The 16,731-nt window shown below is 71.3% G+C and carries 15 protein-coding genes; 12 read left to right on the top strand and 3 right to left on the bottom strand.

Going from position 1 to position 16,731, the window contains the following annotated elements; all coding sequences use genetic code 11:
* The first annotated feature begins 34 nt into the window (after nucleotides 1-34).
* The 5 genes from AOA12_RS14520 to AOA12_RS14500 all read left to right on the top strand — a co-directional run bounded on the left by AOA12_RS14520 (nucleotide 35) and on the right by AOA12_RS14500 (nucleotide 4,384).
* Nucleotides 35-475 (top strand): hypothetical protein, encoded by a 441-nt coding sequence (locus tag AOA12_RS14520; RefSeq protein WP_054684184.1) that lies wholly within the window; start codon nucleotides 35-37, stop codon nucleotides 473-475.
* A 150-nt stretch (nucleotides 476-625) separates the two neighbouring features.
* Nucleotides 626-1,741 carry a sulfate ABC transporter substrate-binding protein gene (locus tag AOA12_RS14515; RefSeq protein ID WP_054684181.1) on the top strand — a complete coding sequence of 372 codons (1,116 nt, stop codon included), beginning with the start codon at nucleotides 626-628 and terminating at the stop codon, nucleotides 1,739-1,741.
* A 27-nt stretch (nucleotides 1,742-1,768) separates the two neighbouring features.
* Nucleotides 1,769-2,614, top strand: coding sequence for a sulfate ABC transporter permease subunit CysT (gene cysT / locus AOA12_RS14510; protein ID WP_231637098.1), 846 nt, complete (start codon nucleotides 1,769-1,771; stop codon nucleotides 2,612-2,614).
* A complete protein-coding gene (locus AOA12_RS14505; protein ID WP_054684179.1) occupies nucleotides 2,607-3,452 on the top strand; it encodes a sulfate ABC transporter permease in 846 nt (281 codons plus the stop codon). Before cysT ends, AOA12_RS14505 begins: the two co-directional genes overlap by 8 nt.
* Nucleotides 3,449-4,384, top strand: a complete 936-nt coding sequence (locus AOA12_RS14500; RefSeq protein WP_054684176.1) for a sulfate/molybdate ABC transporter ATP-binding protein — start codon at nucleotides 3,449-3,451, stop codon at nucleotides 4,382-4,384. The genes AOA12_RS14505 and AOA12_RS14500 overlap by 4 nt, the downstream gene beginning before the upstream one ends.
* A 39-nt stretch (nucleotides 4,385-4,423) precedes the next feature.
* Here the strand turns inward: AOA12_RS14500 and AOA12_RS14495 are convergent, their stop codons facing one another.
* Nucleotides 4,424-4,921, bottom strand: a complete 498-nt coding sequence (locus AOA12_RS14495; protein WP_054684171.1) for an RrF2 family transcriptional regulator — start codon at nucleotides 4,919-4,921, stop codon at nucleotides 4,424-4,426.
* Nucleotides 4,922-5,059: 138 nt separating this feature from the next.
* On the opposite strand from AOA12_RS14495, the gene efeU reads away from it, so the two are divergent.
* Genes efeU through efeB form a run of 3 tightly spaced genes read left to right on the top strand, consistent with a single transcriptional unit; the run spans nucleotide 5,060 to nucleotide 8,545 of the window.
* The gene (efeU, locus tag AOA12_RS14490; protein WP_054684168.1) at nucleotides 5,060-5,989 is read left to right on the top strand and encodes an iron uptake transporter permease EfeU; all 930 of its coding nucleotides are present in this window, start codon (nucleotides 5,060-5,062) and stop codon (nucleotides 5,987-5,989) included.
* On the top strand, nucleotides 5,986-7,206 hold the full coding sequence (gene efeO / locus AOA12_RS14485; protein WP_054684165.1) for an iron uptake system protein EfeO: 1,221 nt from the start codon (nucleotides 5,986-5,988) through the stop codon (nucleotides 7,204-7,206). The genes efeU and efeO overlap by 4 nt, the downstream gene beginning before the upstream one ends.
* Before the next feature lie 13 nt (nucleotides 7,207-7,219).
* Nucleotides 7,220-8,545 carry an iron uptake transporter deferrochelatase/peroxidase subunit gene (efeB, locus tag AOA12_RS14480; RefSeq protein ID WP_054684162.1) on the top strand — a complete coding sequence of 442 codons (1,326 nt, stop codon included), beginning with the start codon at nucleotides 7,220-7,222 and terminating at the stop codon, nucleotides 8,543-8,545.
* Nucleotides 8,546-8,839: 294 nt separating this feature from the next.
* On the opposite strand, the gene AOA12_RS14475 is transcribed toward efeB, so the two are convergent.
* A complete protein-coding gene (locus tag AOA12_RS14475; protein ID WP_054684159.1) occupies nucleotides 8,840-9,883 on the bottom strand; it encodes a LacI family DNA-binding transcriptional regulator in 1,044 nt (347 codons plus the stop codon).
* Nucleotides 9,884-9,897: 14 nt separating this feature from the next.
* The gene (locus tag AOA12_RS14470) at nucleotides 9,898-11,166 is read right to left on the bottom strand and encodes a Gfo/Idh/MocA family protein (protein ID WP_231637096.1); all 1,269 of its coding nucleotides are present in this window, start codon (nucleotides 11,164-11,166) and stop codon (nucleotides 9,898-9,900) included.
* A 112-nt stretch (nucleotides 11,167-11,278) separates the two neighbouring features.
* On the opposite strand from AOA12_RS14470, the gene AOA12_RS14465 reads away from it, so the two are divergent.
* The 4 genes from AOA12_RS14465 (at nucleotide 11,279) to AOA12_RS14450 (ending at nucleotide 16,634) form a co-directional block, all read left to right on the top strand.
* The gene (locus tag AOA12_RS14465) at nucleotides 11,279-13,444 is read left to right on the top strand and encodes an alpha-galactosidase (RefSeq protein WP_054684153.1); all 2,166 of its coding nucleotides are present in this window, start codon (nucleotides 11,279-11,281) and stop codon (nucleotides 13,442-13,444) included.
* Between the two features lie 108 nt (nucleotides 13,445-13,552).
* Nucleotides 13,553-14,812, top strand: coding sequence for an ABC transporter substrate-binding protein (locus tag AOA12_RS14460; protein ID WP_231637095.1), 1,260 nt, complete (start codon nucleotides 13,553-13,555; stop codon nucleotides 14,810-14,812).
* On the top strand, nucleotides 14,809-15,741 hold the full coding sequence (locus tag AOA12_RS14455) for a carbohydrate ABC transporter permease (protein ID WP_054684147.1): 933 nt from the start codon (nucleotides 14,809-14,811) through the stop codon (nucleotides 15,739-15,741). The genes AOA12_RS14460 and AOA12_RS14455 overlap by 4 nt, the downstream gene beginning before the upstream one ends.
* Nucleotides 15,741-16,634: a carbohydrate ABC transporter permease gene (locus AOA12_RS14450; RefSeq protein ID WP_054684144.1), complete on the top strand. Its 894-nt coding sequence runs from the start codon at nucleotides 15,741-15,743 to the stop codon at nucleotides 16,632-16,634. The genes AOA12_RS14455 and AOA12_RS14450 overlap by 1 nt, the downstream gene beginning before the upstream one ends.
* The last annotated feature ends 97 nt before the right edge of the window (nucleotides 16,635-16,731 follow it).

The raw sequence follows: 16,731 nt of genomic DNA, 5'->3' as shown, positions 1-16,731 counted from the left end.
CCGCACGAGTGTTGCTCTTCGTTACCCTGACCGCATGCGCCTCACCGTCTCGCTCCGCCTGATCCTGCCGTCGCTGTGGCTGGGCCTCGTCATCGCCCTCTCGTTCATCGAGGCGCCGCTGAAGTTCCAGGCGCCCGGCATCACCGTCCCGCTCGGCCTCGGCATCGGTCGCCTCATGTTCTTCGCCCTCGCGATCGGCGGATGGGTGCTGCTGATCGCCCTCACGATCACGGCGCTGCGCCCGCCGCGCCCGGCGCGCGCCGACGTCGTCGTGCTCGCCGGGCTCTGGGTCGTGCTCGCCGTGCAGACGTTCGTCATCCGCCCGCCGCTCAACGCCCGCAGCGACATCGTGATCGCGGGCGGCGACCCGGGCGACTCGCCCCTGCACTACCTGTACATCGCGTCGGACGTGCTGATCGTCGCGCTGCTGGTCGTCTGGCTCGTGCGGGCCGTGCGCGCACTGCCCGTCCGCTAGCACGGATCGCGCGCCCTCGGCGCGCTGCGGCGAACGGGGCGTCACGCGGAGTCATCAAAATCGGGCAGGTCGATGAAGTCGGGTAGTTTGCTCGACATTGCACGCACACGAGTCGATGCAATCAACGACCCACAGCAGAGGTGACACAGCATGCGCACACGTACGATCGCCGCGGTGCTGCTCGCGGGAGCACTGGCCCTGACGGCCTGCTCCTCGGGCAGCGCACCGAGCGGCACCCCCGGCAGCACCGGCGAGACCACGACGGCGACCGAGAAGCCCGCCGAGACGATCAACATCGTCGGCTTCGCCGTTCCCGAGGCGGCGAACAAGGCCATCGCCGCCGCGTTCGCCGAGACCGAGGCCGGCGCGAACGTGACGTTCAAGACGTCGTACGGCGCATCCGGCGACCAGAGCCGCGCGGTCGTCGCGGGCCTCAAGGCCGACTACGTGCACCTCTCGGTCGCGACCGACGTCGACCGGCTCGTGGATGCCGGCCTCGTCGACGCCGCGTGGGACGACGGGCCGAACAAGGGCATCGTGTCGACGTCGATCGTCGTGCTCGGCGTGCGCGAGGGCAACCCGCTGAACATCCAGGGCTGGGACGACATCGTGAAGCCCGGCGTCGAGATCGTCACGCCGAACCCCGCGTCCTCCGGCGCCGCGCGCTGGAACGCGCTCGCGGCCTGGGGCCACGTCACCGAGAACGGCGGCACGGAGGAGGAGGCGACGCAGTTCCTCGACGCGCTCTTCGCCAACGTCGTCTCGCTGACCAACAGCGGACGCGACGCCACGCAGGCCTTCCTCGGCGGCACGGGCGACGTGCTGCTGGCCTACGAGAACGAGGCCATCCTCGCCGCGCAGAACGGCCAGGGCTTCGAGTACGTCATCCCCGAGACGAGCCTGCTCATCGAGAACCCCGGCGCCATCCTCGAGGAGGCCACCCCGGCCGCCTCCGACTGGCTCGACTTCGTGCTCAGCCCCGACGGGCAGAAGCAGTTCGCGCTCAAGGGCTTCCGCCCCGTCAACACCGAGGAGCCCGGCGCCGTCGACCTCGACGCGTACGGCCTGAAGGCGGAGGACATCGAGGGCGCGGCCGACGGCTCCGACCCCTTCCCCGCCGTGACGCACCTGCTGACGCTCGAGGCGAACTTCGGCGGACCCGGCTGGGGCGCCATCAAGGACAAGTTCTTCGGCGACGGCAAGGACGGCAACCCGCTCGGCATCGTCACCGACGCGATCGCCAAGTCGGGCAAGGCGACCCAGTGAGGTCTGCGAGCCCCGTGGAGCCGGCGAGTGAGTGACACCCTCGTCGGACAGGAGCGGCCGGGAGTCTCCCGGCCGCTCCTGTCCGGAAGCACCTTGACGCGCGTCTCGGGCCTCGGCCTCGGGGTCACGATGCTCTGGTTCAGCCTGCTCGTGCTCATCCCGCTCGCCGCGATCATCGTGACGGCGGTCGAGGGCGGCTGGGCGAACTTCTGGCTCGCGATCACGAACGAGCAGACGGCGCACGCGATCCGGCTGACGGTGACCGCGGCGCTCGTCGTCACGCTCATCAACGTCGTCATCGGCACCGCCATCGCGTGGGTGCTCGTGCGCGACCGCTTCTTCGGCAAGGGCGTGCTCGAGATCATCATCGACATCCCCTTCGCGCTGCCGACGATCGTCGCGGGGCTCGTGCTGCTCTCGCTGTACGGCAAGGACAGCCCCCTCGGCATCCACATCGCGAACACGCAGTGGTCGGTGTTCCTCGCCTTCCTGTTCGTCACGCTGCCGTTCGTCGTCCGCGCCGTGCAGCCCGTGCTCGAAGAGCTCGACATCGAGGTGGAGGAGGCCGCCGCCTCGCTCGGCGCGAGCCGGTTCACGACGTTCCGGCGCGTGATCCTGCCCGCCCTCGCCCCCGCGATCGCCGCGGGCGCGGCGCTCTCGTTCGCGCGCGCCGTCGGCGAGTACGGCTCGCTCGTGCTGCTGTCGGGCAACCTGCCCTTCACCTCGGAGGTCGCCTCGGTGCGCATCCTCGGTGCCATCGAGAACGACAACCCCGGCGCCGCCGCCTCGATCGCGACGCTCCTGCTCGTCGTGTCGCTGCTCGTGATCGTGACGCTCGACATCATCCAGAGAAGGGTGGCGCGTCGTGGCTGACCCCTCTCGGCGCTTCGCGCGCACCGCGCGCCGCGGACCCGCCGCCTACGTGCTGCGCGTCGTCGTGGCGGCCTATCTGCTGCTGCTCGTGGCATGGCCCGTGTCGCTCGTCGTGACGCACACCTTCGCGAACGGCACCGAGGCGCTGACGACCCTGCTCTCCGACCCCGACGTCGTGCATGCGCTGCAGCTCACCGCGATCGCGGCGGTCGTCGCGACGGCGATCAACGCCGTGTTCGGCGTCGTCGTCGCCCTCCTGCTCGTGCGCACGGAGTTCCCCGGCAAGCGGGCGCTGAGCGCGCTGCTCGATCTGCCGCTCGCGGTGTCGCCGATCGTCGTCGGCCTCGCGCTGGTGCTCGTCTACGGCGGCCGCACCGGCTGGTTCGGCCCGTGGCTGGAGAGCGTGGGGGTGCAGGTGATCTTCTCGACGCCCGGCATCATCCTCGCGACCGCGTTCGTCTCGCTGCCCCTCGTCATCCGCGAGGTCGTGCCGGTGCTCACCGAGATCGGCACCGAGCAGGAGCAGGCCGCCGCATCGCTCGGCGCGAGCGGATGGCAGGTGTTCTGGCGCATCACGCTGCCGAGCATCCGATGGGCCATCGTCTACGGCGTCGTGCTCACCCTCGCCCGATCCCTCGGCGAGTTCGGCGCGGTCAAGGTCGTCTCGGGCAACGTGCTCGGCGAGACCCGCACCGCGACGCTCGCGGTCGAGGAGATGTACCTCAACTTCAATCAGCAGGGCGCCTACGCCATCGCCTTCCTCCTGGCGAGCGTCTCGGTCGTCTGCATCATCGTCGTCTCCCTGCTGCGCTCGCGCGCAGAGAAAGGCACCTCATGAGCATCGACGTGACCGGCGTCGGCAAGCGCTTCGGCGATTTCGTCGCGCTGGAGAACATCGACCTCTCGATCCCCACGGGACAGCTCACGGCGCTGCTCGGCCCCTCGGGCGGCGGCAAGACGACGCTCCTGCGCATCATCGCGGGGCTCGAGTCGGCCGACACGGGCCGCGTCGTGATCGAGGGCACCGACACGACCAGCCTGCCCGTGCAGAAGCGCAACGTCGGGTTCGTGTTCCAGCACTACGCGGCGTTCACCCACCTGACCGTCGCCGACAACGTCGCGTTCGGGCTGGAGATCCGCAAGCGCCCCAAGCGCGAGATCCAGGCGAAGGTCGCCGAGCTGCTCGACCTCGTGCACCTGTCGCAGTTCGCGCACCGGCTGCCGTCGCAGCTGTCGGGCGGCCAGCGCCAGCGCATGGCGCTCGCGCGCGCCCTCGCGATCGAGCCCTCCGTGCTGCTGCTCGACGAGCCGTTCGGCGCGCTCGACGCCAAGGTGCGCAAGGAGCTGCGCGACTGGCTGCGGCGCCTGCACGACGAGATGCACGTGACCACCGTGTTCGTCACGCACGATCAGGAGGAGGCGCTGGAGGTCGCCGACACGATCGTCGTCATCAACCACGGGCGCATCGAGCAGGTCGGCAGCCCCGACGACGTCTACGACCACCCGGCGAACGAGTTCGTGATGTCGTTCCTCGGCGACGTGACGACCCTGGGCGGCGAGCTCGTGCGCCCGCACGACATCGCGATCTCGACGACCCCCGTCTCGCCGGATGCCGTGGAGGGTCGCCTCTCGCGCGTGCAGCGCGTCGGCTTCCAGACCCGCGCGACGGTGCTCACCGACCTGGGCGAGGCGGTGGTCGTCGAGCTGACGCGGCACCAGGCGCTGCGGCTGGGGCTGGAGGAGGGGCGCACCGTCTGGCTCACGGTGTGACCGGCGGCGGGCCGTCGCCGGCCGGCCCGGGCCCGCGGCTCACTGCCCGTCGCCAGGGGGCCGCGGACGGGCGGCCGCGCCGCCCGAGGTCCACGCCTCGTCGCGCGCCGTGCGCGCCGTGACCTCCTCGGGCAGGCCGTGCGCGGCGAGGTGGGCGATCGAGACGTTCTCGAGCACCTCGCGCAGCGCGTCACGGGCCGCGACCCACACGTGCTGCAGGGCGTCGGCGCGCTCGTTGTACGTCACGGCCTCCGGGCGCACGCCGTAGACCGACACGAGCGGCCCGTCGACGGCGCGGATGACGTCGGCGACGCTGATCGCCGTGGCATCCTTCGCGAGGCGCCAGCCGCCCGCCGTGCCCCGCTGCGACAGCACGATGTCGGCCTTGCGCAGGTCGGCGAGGATCGCCTGCAGGAAGGTCGTGGGGATCTCCTGCGCGCGGCCCAGCTCGTCGGCGCTCACGGGCCGATCGTCGTCGCGGGCCGCGATCTCCACCAGTGCGCGCAGCGCGTAGTCGGACTTCGCGGACACTCTCACACACCCATGTTCCCAGAAGGTCCCGATAAACACGGCCCGCGCGTGATTCGCACGCGCCGCGGAGAGGAGTATTCTCAGAGCCGATAAGGCTCGCCTAACCTATGCGGGCCTCCGTATCGCTCGGAGAATCGTCCCCACGTGCTTGCAAGCTTTCTCATCGGTCTGCGCGAAGGCCTCGAGGCCGCGCTCGTCGTCGGCATCCTCGTCGCCTACCTCACGAGGATCGGCCGGCGCGACGTGCTGCCCCGGCTCTGGCTCGGCATCGCCCTCGCCGCGGCGCTCGCGCTGAGCATCGGCGCGTTCTTCACGTTCGGCGCGTACGCGCTCACCTTCGAGGCGCAGGAGATCATCGGCGGGCTGCTCTCGCTCGCCGCCGTCGCGATGGTGACGTGGATGGTGTTCTGGATGCAGAAGACCGCGCGCGACCTCAAGCGCACGCTGGAGGGCGGGCTCGACCGCGCCCTCGCCACGGGCGGGCTGTGGGGCATCGTCGTGATCGGCTTCGTCTCCGTCGCCCGCGAGGGCGTGGAGACCACGCTGCTGCTCTGGTCGATGGTGCAGTCGTTCGGCGACGGGTCGGGCGCCCTCGCGGGGGCGCTGCTCGGCATCGGCGTGGCGATCGTGCTGGGCTGGCTGCTGCACCGCGGCATGGTGCGCATCGACCTGCGCCGCTTCTTCCTGTGGACCGGCGCCGTGCTCATCGTGGTCGCCGCGGGCGTGCTCGCCTACGCGATCCACGACCTGCAGGAGGCGGGCGTGCTCCCCGGGCCCTTCGGCGCCGGCGCGCCCCTCGACCCGGCCACCGGCGCCGTCGCCATCGGCTGGGCGGGCTTGCCGTTCGGCTGGGCCTTCGACCTGTCGCACGTCGTGCAGCCCGGCGGCGTGCTGCACACCGTGCTGCAGGCGACCATCGGCTTCATGCCCGAGATGACCTGGCTGCAGGTCATCGCGTGGGCCCTCTACCTCGCGATCGTCGGCACGGCCTACCTCCGTCGTCAGCGCCGTCCCGTCGCGCGTCACACCGAGACCCCCGCGTCTCCCGTCCCCACACAGCAAGGATCAGCATGAACGCACTCCGCACGATCGGCGGCGTCTCCGCCGTCGCCCTCACCGCTCTCGCCCTCACCGGCTGCGTCGCCCGCGGCGACGCGAGCGACAGCCTCACGGTCGACTCGTCGGCATCCGATTGCACCGTCTCGGCGGCCCAGGCCACCAGCGGCACGCTCACCTTCGAGGTGAGCAACTCGGGCACCGACGTCACCGAGTTCTACCTGCTCGCCGACGACGGGCTGCGCATCGTCGGCGAGGTCGAGAACATCGCCCCCGGCGCGAGCCGCACGCTCACGGTCGTCGCCCAGCCCGGCGACTACTTCACGCTGTGCAAGCCCGGCATGATCGGCGCGGGCGTCGGCCGGGCCGCCTTCTCGGTCTCGGGCGACGCGGTCGCGCTCACGGGCGAGGACGCCGAGCAGAAGCAGCAGGCCGTCGACCTCTACGCCGCGTTCGTGAAGGACCAGGTCGGCCAGCTGCTGCCCGCGGTCGAGGAGTTCGTCGCCGCCTACCAGGCCGGCGACGACGACACCGCGCGCGAGCTGTTCCCGCAGGTGCGCGCCTTCTACGAGCGCATCGAGCCCATCGCCGAGGCGCTCGGCGACCTCGACCCGAAGATCGACTACCGCGAGGTCGACGCCGTCGCCGAGGGGCTCGACTGGACCGGCTTCCACCGCATCGAGAAGGACCTGTGGGAGCCCGCGAAGGATGCCGTCAACTCCGACGGCGCGCCCGCGTGGCAGGACTGGGCGCCCTCGACGCCCGAGCAGCGCGCCGACTTCGGCGACCTGCTGCTCGCCGACGTGCAGGAGCTCTACGACTACGTGCACTCCGACGACTTCCTCGACGCGCTGAACGAGCAGGGCGTCGCGGGCCTGTCGAACGGCGCGATCGCGCTGCTCGACGAGGTCGCCACCGGCAAGATCACCGGTGAGGAGGACTGGTGGTCGGGCACCGACCTGTGGGACTTCGCCGCCAACGTCGAGGGCTCGAAGATGGCGTTCTCCCTCGTCGAGGACTTCGTGCGCGCCAAGGGCGACGACGGCGCGGCGCTCGCCGACGACATCGTCGCCGGCTACGCGGCGCTCGAGGAGGCGCTGGCGCAGCACGGCTCGCTGGCCGACGGCTTCGTGAACTACGCGGAGCTGACCGACGCCGACAAGCGCGAGCTGTCCGACCTCATCAACGCGCTCGCCGAGCCGCTGTCGCAGCTCACCTCGACCGTCCTGTCCTGACGGGCGCACCGAGATGACCGACGACACGCCCGTCACCACCCGGCTCGCCGATCCCGCGCGCGTCGACCCCGGAACGCCCGCCGGCCTCAGCCGGCGCGGCCTCCTCGGGCTCGCCGCGGGGATCGGCGCGGCGGGCCTGGCCCTCGGGGCGGGGGCCGGGTCGGTGGCGGGCGTGGCCGTCGGGCGAGCGCGGGCGGACACGGCATCCGCCGTGCATCCGTACTTCGGCGCGCACCAGGCGGGCGTCACGACCGAGGTGCAGGACCACCTGCACTTCGCGTCGTTCGACATGATGCCCCGCACGAGCCGCGACGACCTCGTCGAGCTGCTGCAGGACTGGACCTACGCCGCCTCGCGCATCACGCAGGGCCTCGACGTGAGCGCGTCGGGCGCCGTCGGGGGATCGCCCGAGGCACCGCCCGACGACACGGGCGAGGCGCAGGGGCTGCACGCGAGCGCGCTGACCGTCACGATCGGGTTCGGCCCGACGCTCTTCCGCTCGGCCGAGGGGGAGGACCGCTACGGCATCGCCGGCCGGCAGCCGCCGCTGCTGCAGAAGCTCCCGCCGTTCCTCGGCGAAGACCTCGACCCGGGCCACACGGGCGGCGACCTCTGCATCCAGGCGTGCGCCGACGATCCGCAGGTCGCCGTGCACGCCATCCGCAACCTCAGCCGCATCGCGTTCGGGCGGGCGCGGCTGCGCTGGTCGCAGCTCGGCTTCGGCCGCACGTCGCGCACGACCGACGACCAGGCGACGCCGCGCAACCTGTTCGGCTACAAGGACGGCACGGCGAACATCCTCGCCAGCGACCGGGCCGCGCTCGACGCGCACGTCTGGGTCGCGCCGGACGACGAGCCCGCGTGGCTCGCGGGCGGCACCTACCTCGTCGCGCGCAAGATCGCGATGCTCGTCGAGACGTGGGACCGCGTGCGCCTCGCCGAGCAGGACACCATCATCGGCCGGGACAAGGCCGAGGGGGCGCCGCTCTCGGGCGGCACGGAGTTCACCGACCCCGACTTCGCGGCGGCGGGCGCCGGGGGCGCGCCGCTGATCGACCCCGCGAGCCACGTGCGGCTCGCGCATCCCGACTTCAACGACGGCGTGCGCATCCTGCGCCGCGGCTACAACTACGTCGACGGCAACAACGCGCTCGGCCGGCTCGACGCGGGGCTGTTCTTCCTCGCCTTCCAGCGCTCGCCCGAGCAGTTCATCCGGGTGCAGAAGGCGCTGTCGACCGACCTCATGAACGAGTACATCCGGCACGTCGGCTCCGGCATCTGGGCGATCCCGCCGGGCGTGCAGCCCGGCTCCTTCGTCGGCGACACCCTCTTCGCCTGACTCGCGTCTCACGCCCCGCTGGTCGAGTGGCCCGCGCAGCGGTCCGTGGGAGGGATCTCGATACGCTCGCGGCTTCGCCGCGAGCACTCGATCAGCGGGGGTGTGCAGCGGGGTTTCTCCTCGGCCGGGGGTGTGGGGGGCGGGTGTGTCCCTCCCCGCTGGTTGAGTAGCCCGCGGAGCGGGCGTATCGAAACCCGTGTAGCGGTCCGTGGGTTGGATCTCGATACGCTCGCGGCTTCGCCGCGAGCACTCGATCAGCGGGAGTGTGCAGCGAGGGCGTGCGGCGGGGCGGGGCTACGGGCAGCCGCAGGAGGCGCGGCGCACGAGGGCCGGGGCGAAGACCTCGTGGCGGATGCCGGGGCGCCCGGCATCCGGGTCCGCGGGGGCGAGGATGGCGTCGACGGCGGCGCGGGCCATGTCGGCGATCGGCGCGGCGACGGTGGACAGCGGGGGCCAGCTGTAGGCGGCGTCCTCCGAGCCGTCGAAGGAGACGAGGGCGACATCGTCGGGCACGCGCACGCCGGCCTCGTGCAGCGCGCGCAGCAGACCGATCGCCTGCCGGTCGGAGCTGACGAACAGGGCGGACGGCAGTCCGGTCGCGAGCAGCCGCCGGCCGGCGTCGTAGCCGCCGCGCATCGTGAAGATGTCGCGCTCCAGCGGGCCCTCGGCGAGTCCGCGGCGGGCGAGCTCCTGGCGCCACCCGGTCTCGCGCGGGTCGAGCACGTGGCCGGTGTTGCTGCCGATCACCAGGCCGATGCGCTCGTGCCCGTGCTCGGCGAGATGCTCGACGGCGAGCCGGGCGCCCTCCCACAGGTCGATGCGCACGGATGCCACGCCCGCGACCTCGACGGAGTGATTGAGCAGCACGGTGGGGATGTCGGCGTCGACGAGCGGCCGCACGTCGGGCTCGACGATCGTGCTGCACAGGAAGACGCCGTCCACGCCGCGGTCGACGAAGCGCTCGACGTGCCGGCGCTCCGTCTCCAGCAGGCCGTCGGCGTTCGCGGTCAGCAGCGTGTAGCCGCGCTCGGCCGCGACCGTCTCGACGGCGTGCGCGAGCATCGCGAAGTAGGGGTTGCGCGCGTCGGGGACGACCATTCCCAGCATCTCGTTCGATCCCAGGCGCAGGGCGCGGGCCGCGGAGTTGGGGCGGTAGCCGAGCAGCGCGATCGCCTCGCGCACGCGCCGCTCGGTCTCGGGGGAGACGTTCTTCGTGCCGTTGACGACGTAGCTCACGACGGCCGTGCTCACGCCCGCGAGCCGCGCGACGTCGCTGCGCTTCGCGGCCGGTTTCGCGGGAGGCTTCGCTGCGCCGTGAGGGGTGGCCACGGCAGTCATCCTAGGCGAGCCGCTCATCTGCGCGGCGCGAGGGGCGGCGCATCGCCGAGATCGCCCGCGGCCGCCACGGCACCGGGATCAGGCCCGTCGCCGAGATCGGGGATCGGCAGGCGCTCGCCGCCGCGCAGCGCGGACTGGTGGGCGACGATGCCCGGCAGCGTGTAGCGCGCCGCCGTCCACGCGTCCACGGGCGGGCGCGTGCCGGTCGCCACCGCGCGCGCGAAGTCGTCGACGAGGAAGTGGTGGCTGCCCTCGTGCCCGTTCGGCAGCGACCACAGCTCGGCGGGCAGGCGGCGCGCGTCGTGCACGGGGGCGAGCCCCGAGACGAACGCGTCGCGCAGCGCGGGGTCGATGCCCGCCAGCGACGGGTCGTCGAGGCTCATGCTGGGCCGCGTCTCGAGCAGCTCCGAGACGTCGGTCCACCCCGTCTTGTCCTGCCAGACGGCCGTCTGGACGAGCTGCTCGAAGCTGCCTTCGGTGCCGAAGAACCGGAACCGGCTCTCGCGCAGGTGCGACGGGTAGCCGACCCGGCGGAACTCGTTGATCCTCATCGACCCGCCGCCGGACAGCTCGAACAGCGCCGTCGCGTTCGAGAAGTCGTTGTCGAACATGCTCACGTCGCGGTCGAACACGCCGTCGCCGCGGTCGTCGCGCACGCCGATGCAGCTCACGCTCACGGCGTGCCCGCCGATCGCGCCGAGCACGCCGCCGACCGAGTGCGTCGGGTAGAGCATGGGCGGGTAGCTGGCTGTGCGCCGCCACTCGGGCCCGCCGCTGTACTCGTAGGCGGCGTAGAAGCCGAGATCCATGTCGTGCACGTAGTCGCCCTCGGCGTAGAAGACGCGGCCGAAGGCCCCCTCGGCGGCGCGTCGGCGCGCGTAGACCGTCGCGGGGTTGTAGTGGCTCGTCTCGCCCATCATGTACGTGAGCCCGGTCTCGCGCACGGCGTCGACGATCGCGGCGATCTCGTCGGCCGAGATCGCCATCGGCACGGCCGAATAGACGTGCTTGCCCGCGCGCAGCGCCTGCACCACGAGCGGGCCGTGCGTCCACCGCTGGGTGAAGACGGCGACGGCATCCACGTCGCTCGCGAGCATCTCCTCGAACGAGGGGCACGTGCCGGCGAGTCCCTCCTGCTCGGCGAGGGCGGTGGCCCGCTCGGGGAGCAGATCGGTGACCCGCACCGACGACACGAGCGGATGCGCGCGGAAGAGCCTCGCGAAGTGGCCGGAGAACTGGCCGGCGCCCACGACGCCGAGGGAGAACGGTGCGGGTGATGTCACGACAGCCATTCTGTCACTCGTGAGTTACACGTGTCGATAGCGAGAATCTGGGATGAAAACTTAGAAGCATCTCCTCTTGCCGAAGGATGGTTACTCGTGTAACTATTCTCGCATGCGACTCGATGCCGAAGACATCCGCACCGCCGGCGCCCCCTCGACGGCGCCTTCCGTGCTGCACGTGCGACGGGGCGGCACCAGCGTGGTCGTCGACGTGCCCGCGGGGCGTGCGCCGTCGATCCTGCACTGGGGGCCCGATCTCGGCGACGCGGATGCCGAGGCGCTCCGCTCGCTCGCGATCGCGGCGCTGCCGCAGCGGGTGTCGGGCGGGCTCGACGAGACGGCGCGCCTCTCGCTCGCCGCGACGCCCGCCGACGGCTGGCTCGGCACCCCGACGATCGAGGGCGGCCGCGACGGCCGGGCGCTGAGCCTGCGCTTCGACCCCGTCGGCATCGAGACGACGCCGGCGTCGATCGTCGTCGACCTCGCCGATCGGCAGGCCGGACTCGCCCTGCGCGCCGAGCTCGCCGTCGGCGCGAGCGGACTCGTGCGCCAGCGGCTCACGCTCACCAACACGGTCTCCGCGCCCTTCACCGTGACGGCCCTGCAGCCCTCGCTCCCCGTGCCGTGGGAGGCCACCGAGATCCTCGACACGACGGGGCGGCACCTGCGCGAGCGCTCCCCGCAGCGACGCGAGCTGACCTTCGGCACGCACCTCCGCGAGAGCCGGCGCGGCCGGCCCGGCGCCGACTCGACCCTGCTGCTCGCCGCGGGCCGGCCCGGGTTCGGGTTCGAGAGCGGCCTCGTGCACGGCGTCCACGTCGCCTGGAGCGGCAATCAGCGCCTGCTCGCCGAGCGCACGACGACGGGCGAGTCCTTCCTCGCCGGCGGCGAGCTGCTGGCCTTCGGCGAGATCGTGCTCGGGCCGGGCGAGACGTACGCGTCGCCGTGGCTGCTCGGCTCGTGGGGCGACGGGCTCGACGAGCTCGCAGGGCGCTTCCACGCGGAGTGGCGGGCGCGCCCGCAGCATCCCCGTCGTCCGCGCCCCATCACGCTCAACACCTGGGAGGCGGTCTACTTCGACCACTCCCTGCCCAAGCTGCTCGCCCTCGCCGAGGCGGCGAGCGACATCGGCGTTGAGCGCTTCGTGCTCGACGACGGCTGGTTCCTCGGCCGCCGCGACGACACCGCGGGCCTCGGCGACTGGGAGGTCGACCGCGACCTGTGGCCCGAGGGCCTGCATCCGCTCGCCGATCGCGTCACGGCGCTCGGCATGGAGTTCGGCCTGTGGGTCGAGCCCGAGATGATCAACCCCGACAGCGAGCTCGCGCGCGCCCACCCCGAATGGATCCTGCGCGGCCGCGACGAGCTGCCGCCGTCGGCGCGGCAGCAGCAGGTGCTCGACCTCTCCCGCGACGACGCGTACGCCCACATCGCCCGGCAGCTGCACGCCCTGCTCGACGAGTATCCGATCGCGTACCTGAAGTGGGACCACAATCGCGACCTGGTGGATGCCGGTTCCGGCGCCGGCGGCTCCTCGCGGGTGCACGCGCACACGGCCGCCGTCTACCGGCTCATCGACGAGCTCACGCGCACGCACCCCGGCCTCGAGATCGAGAGCTGCGCATCGGGCGGCGCGCGCGTCGACCTCGGCATCCTCGATCGCACCGACCGCATCTGGGCCAGCGACAGCCTCGACCCGAACGAGCGGCTCGGCAACCAGCGCTACACCGCGCTCGTCGTGCCGCCCGAGATGATCGGCATGCACCTCACGACGCCCCGCGTGCACTCCTCGGGCCGCACCGTGTCGCTCGCGCTCAGCGGCGCCGTCGCCCTGTTCGGGCACTTCGGCATCGAGTGGGACGTCACGACGCTGACCTCCGACGAGCGCGCCGACATCGCCGCGTGGGTGGCGCTCGCCCGCCGCGTGCGCCCGCTCGTCGCGACGGGGCGGCTCGTGAACGTCGACGTCGCCGATCCGGGACTCGACGTGCGCGGCGTCGTCGCCGTCGACCGGGAGCACGCGTTCTTCACCGTGACGCAGACGCAGACGCTCGCGGCCTCGCCGAGCGGCCGCATCCGCCTGGTCGGCCTCGATCCCGACGTGCGGTACCGCGTGCGCATCGTCACCCCCGGCGGCATCGTGCAGCACCCGGCGCAGTCGGCGCTGCGCTGGGCGCACCACGACACCGTGCTCACGGGCCGGCAGCTCGCCGTCGCCGGCATCCGGCCCCCCGTCCAGGACCCGCAGCAGGCCGTCGTCATCGAGCTCACGGCATAGCGCCCGCCGGAACGGGGCCCGGACGGCGGGCTCCGGGGCGGGCATCCCACGACCACCACAGCGCAAGGAGGCGCACGAATGAGAACAGGTCATCGACGAAGGGTCCGCGTGGCGGGGACCGTCGCCATCGCCGTGGCCCTCGCGCTGGGCGGGTGCGCGAGCAGCCCCGGCACGAGCGTCACGACGCTCAACTTCTTCCAGTTCAAGGGCGAGGCGCGCGAGGACTTCGACGCCATCATCGCCGACTTCGAGGCCGAGAACCCCGACATCAAGGTCGTGCAGAACCAGGTTCCCGACGCCGACACCGTCATCCGCACGCTCCTCGTCAAGGACAAGGCGCCGGACGTCATCACGCTCAACGGCAACGGCAACTTCGGGCGGCTCGCGCAGGCCGGGGTGTTCTACGACTTCTCCGACGAGCCGGTGCTGCAGACCATCAACCCGGCCGTGCAGCAGATCCTCGCCGATCTCGGCAACCGCGAGGGCGAGGTGAACAGCCTCGGCTACTTCAACAACGCCAACGGCATCATCTACAACGTCGACATCTTCGAGGAGCAGGGCATCGAGGTGCCCGAGACCTGGGACGAGCTGATCGCCGTGTGCGAGCAGCTGCAGGCGGCCGGCATCCAGCCCTTCTACGCCACGCTCGCCGACTCGTGGACCGCCGTTCCCGCCTTCAACGGCCTCGGCGCCTACCCGTCGCAGGGCGGCTTCTTCGACGAGATGCGCGCCGCGGGGGAGAACGTCGGGCCGAGCTCGCCGGTGTCGTTCGAGAAGGACTTCCTGGAGGCGCTGGAGCGGCAGCAGCAGCTCTTCTCCTACGCGCAGGAGGGCTACCGCGGACGCACCTACGACGACGGCAACGCCGCGTTCGCGCGCGGCGAGGCCGCGATGATGATGCAGGGCATCTGGGCCGTCAACGGCATCAAGCAGGTCGATCCCGACATCCGCGCCGCGATCTTCCCCTACCCGACCGATCGCGAGGAGGACCGGCTCATCGTGTCGGGCGTCGACGCGGTCATCACGATGGGGCGCGACACCCCGCACCGCGAAGAGGCGATCCGGTTCATCGAGTACCTGTTCCGGCCCGACGTCATCGAGCGCATCTCCGCATCGCAGAACATGATCCCGTCGGTCATCGACGCCGAGCTCAGCGACGACCTGTCGATCCAGTCGGTCAAGCCGTTCTTCGACGACGGCCGCATCACCGGCTTCCTCGACCACCAGATCCCGCCGGGCATCCCGCTCGCCGAGTACGTGCAGGAGGCCGTCTTCACCGGCAACGCGGGCGCCACGCTCGCCACCCTCGACAGCGAGTGGCGCAAGGTCGCCGCCCGCACGATCCCCGTGACGGGAGACGGACGATGAGCACCCTCACCGAAGCCGTGCGGTCCACCGCCGGCGGCCCGCGGACGCGCGCGAAGCGCGTGCGCACGACCTCCTCGCGGGCGCTCCCCGCGTTCTACTGGATGATCTGGCCGTGCGTCATCGCCTTCGCGGCGTTCCACACCCTGCCGATGCTCGTGGGCGTGTTCTTCAGCTTCACGAACTACGCGGGCTACGGCGACTGGAACATGGTCGGCGTCTCCAACTACGTCAACCTGTTCAAGGACGACCGCGTCTGGAGCGCCTACGGCTTCTCGTTCCTGTTCGCGATCGTCGCGACGGTGCTGACCAACGCGTTCTCGCTCGCGATCGCGCTGGGCCTCAACGCGAAGATCAAGGCGCGCAACTTCTTCCGCGGCGTCTACTTCGTGCCGTACGTCGTCGCGATCCTCGTCATCGGCTACGTCTTCCAGTTCATCTTCACGAGCTCGCTGCCGCGCCTGCTCCCCGGCATCCCGCTGTTCGCCGACAACATCCTCTCCAACCCCGACTGGGCGTGGCTGGCGATCGTGACCCTCGCGGTCTGGCAGGCGTGCGCGTTCTCGATCATCATCTACCTCTCGGGGCTGCAGACGATCCCCGCCGAGGTGTACGAGGCGGCATCCATCGACGGGGCGTCGCCGTGGCGACAGTTCCGGTCCATCACCTTCCCGCTCATCGGGGCGTTCTTCACGATCAACGTCGTGCTGAGCCTCAAGGGCTTCCTACAGGTGTTCGATCCCATCGTGGCGCTGACGAACGGCGGCCCGGGCACCTCGACCGAGTCGATCACGATGCTGATCTTCAAGGGCGGGTACGCGGGCGGCGAGTTCGCGTACCAGACGGCCAACGCGGTGATCTTCTTCATCGTCATCACGGTCGTCTCCCTCCTGCAGTTCAAGGTCCTCCAGAGCAGAGAGGCGGACGCCTGATGGCCACCGCAGCGATCACCACAGCCCCCGCCCCGGGCGCCCGCCGCGCCCGGAAGGCCTCGCTCGACGGCGACACCCGTCGCACCAACTGGTGGGCGACGGCGCTCATCGCGGTCTGCGCGCTCACCGTGCTGGTGCCGATGTACCTCGCGGTCGTCGTCGCCCTCAAGTCGCCCGACCAGCTCGTCGGCGCGTCGGGCTTCGAGATCCCGAACCCCATCCGCTGGGAGAACTTCCCCGAGGCGTGGGAGCGCACCCGCTTCGCGCAGGCGCTGCTGAACACGGCGCTGATCACCGTCGGGTCGGTGGTCTTCACCCTGCTCACGAGCTCGGTCGCCGCGTACGCGCTGGCGCGCAACATGCACCGGCCGTTCTTCAAGGGCGTGTTCTACTACCTGCTCGCGGCGCTGTTCATCCCGTTCCCCATCATCATGCTGCCGCTCGTGAAGCAGACGGCCATGCTGGGGCTCGACAACCAGGGCGGCGCGATCATCCTGTACACGATCTACGGGCTGTCGCTCAACGTGTTCATCTACTCCGCCTACATCCGCTCGATCCCGATCGAGCTCGAGGAGGCGGCGCGCATGGACGGCTCGTCGACGTGGGGCGTGTTCTGGCGGATCATCTTCCCGCTGCTCACCCCGATGAACGCGACGGTCGGCATCCTCACGTGCGTGTGGGCGTGGAACGACTTCATCCTGCCGCTCGTGCTGCTCACCGATCCCGGCTCGCGCACGCTGCCGCTCGCGCAGTACGTGCTGCAGGGCCAGTACAACACCGACTACACGGTCGCGTTCGCGTCGTACCTCATGGCGATGGCGCCGCTGCTGATCGTGTACGTGTTCTCGCAGCGCTGGGTCATCTCCGGCGTGATGCGCGGCTCGATCAAGTAGCCGGTCCGCGCCGACCGAAAGCGGATGCCGGGGCCTCGGGCGGCCCCGGCATCCGCTTCGGCGTCCGTCGCACGCCCCTCGGAATCGTGGGCGCCTG

The organism is Microbacterium sp. No. 7, from assembly GCF_001314225.1.
GTDB lineage: Bacteria > Actinomycetota > Actinomycetes > Actinomycetales > Microbacteriaceae > Microbacterium.
The sequence above is the reverse complement of the archived record's forward strand: the minus strand, read 5'-3'. Positions and strand labels throughout refer to the sequence as shown.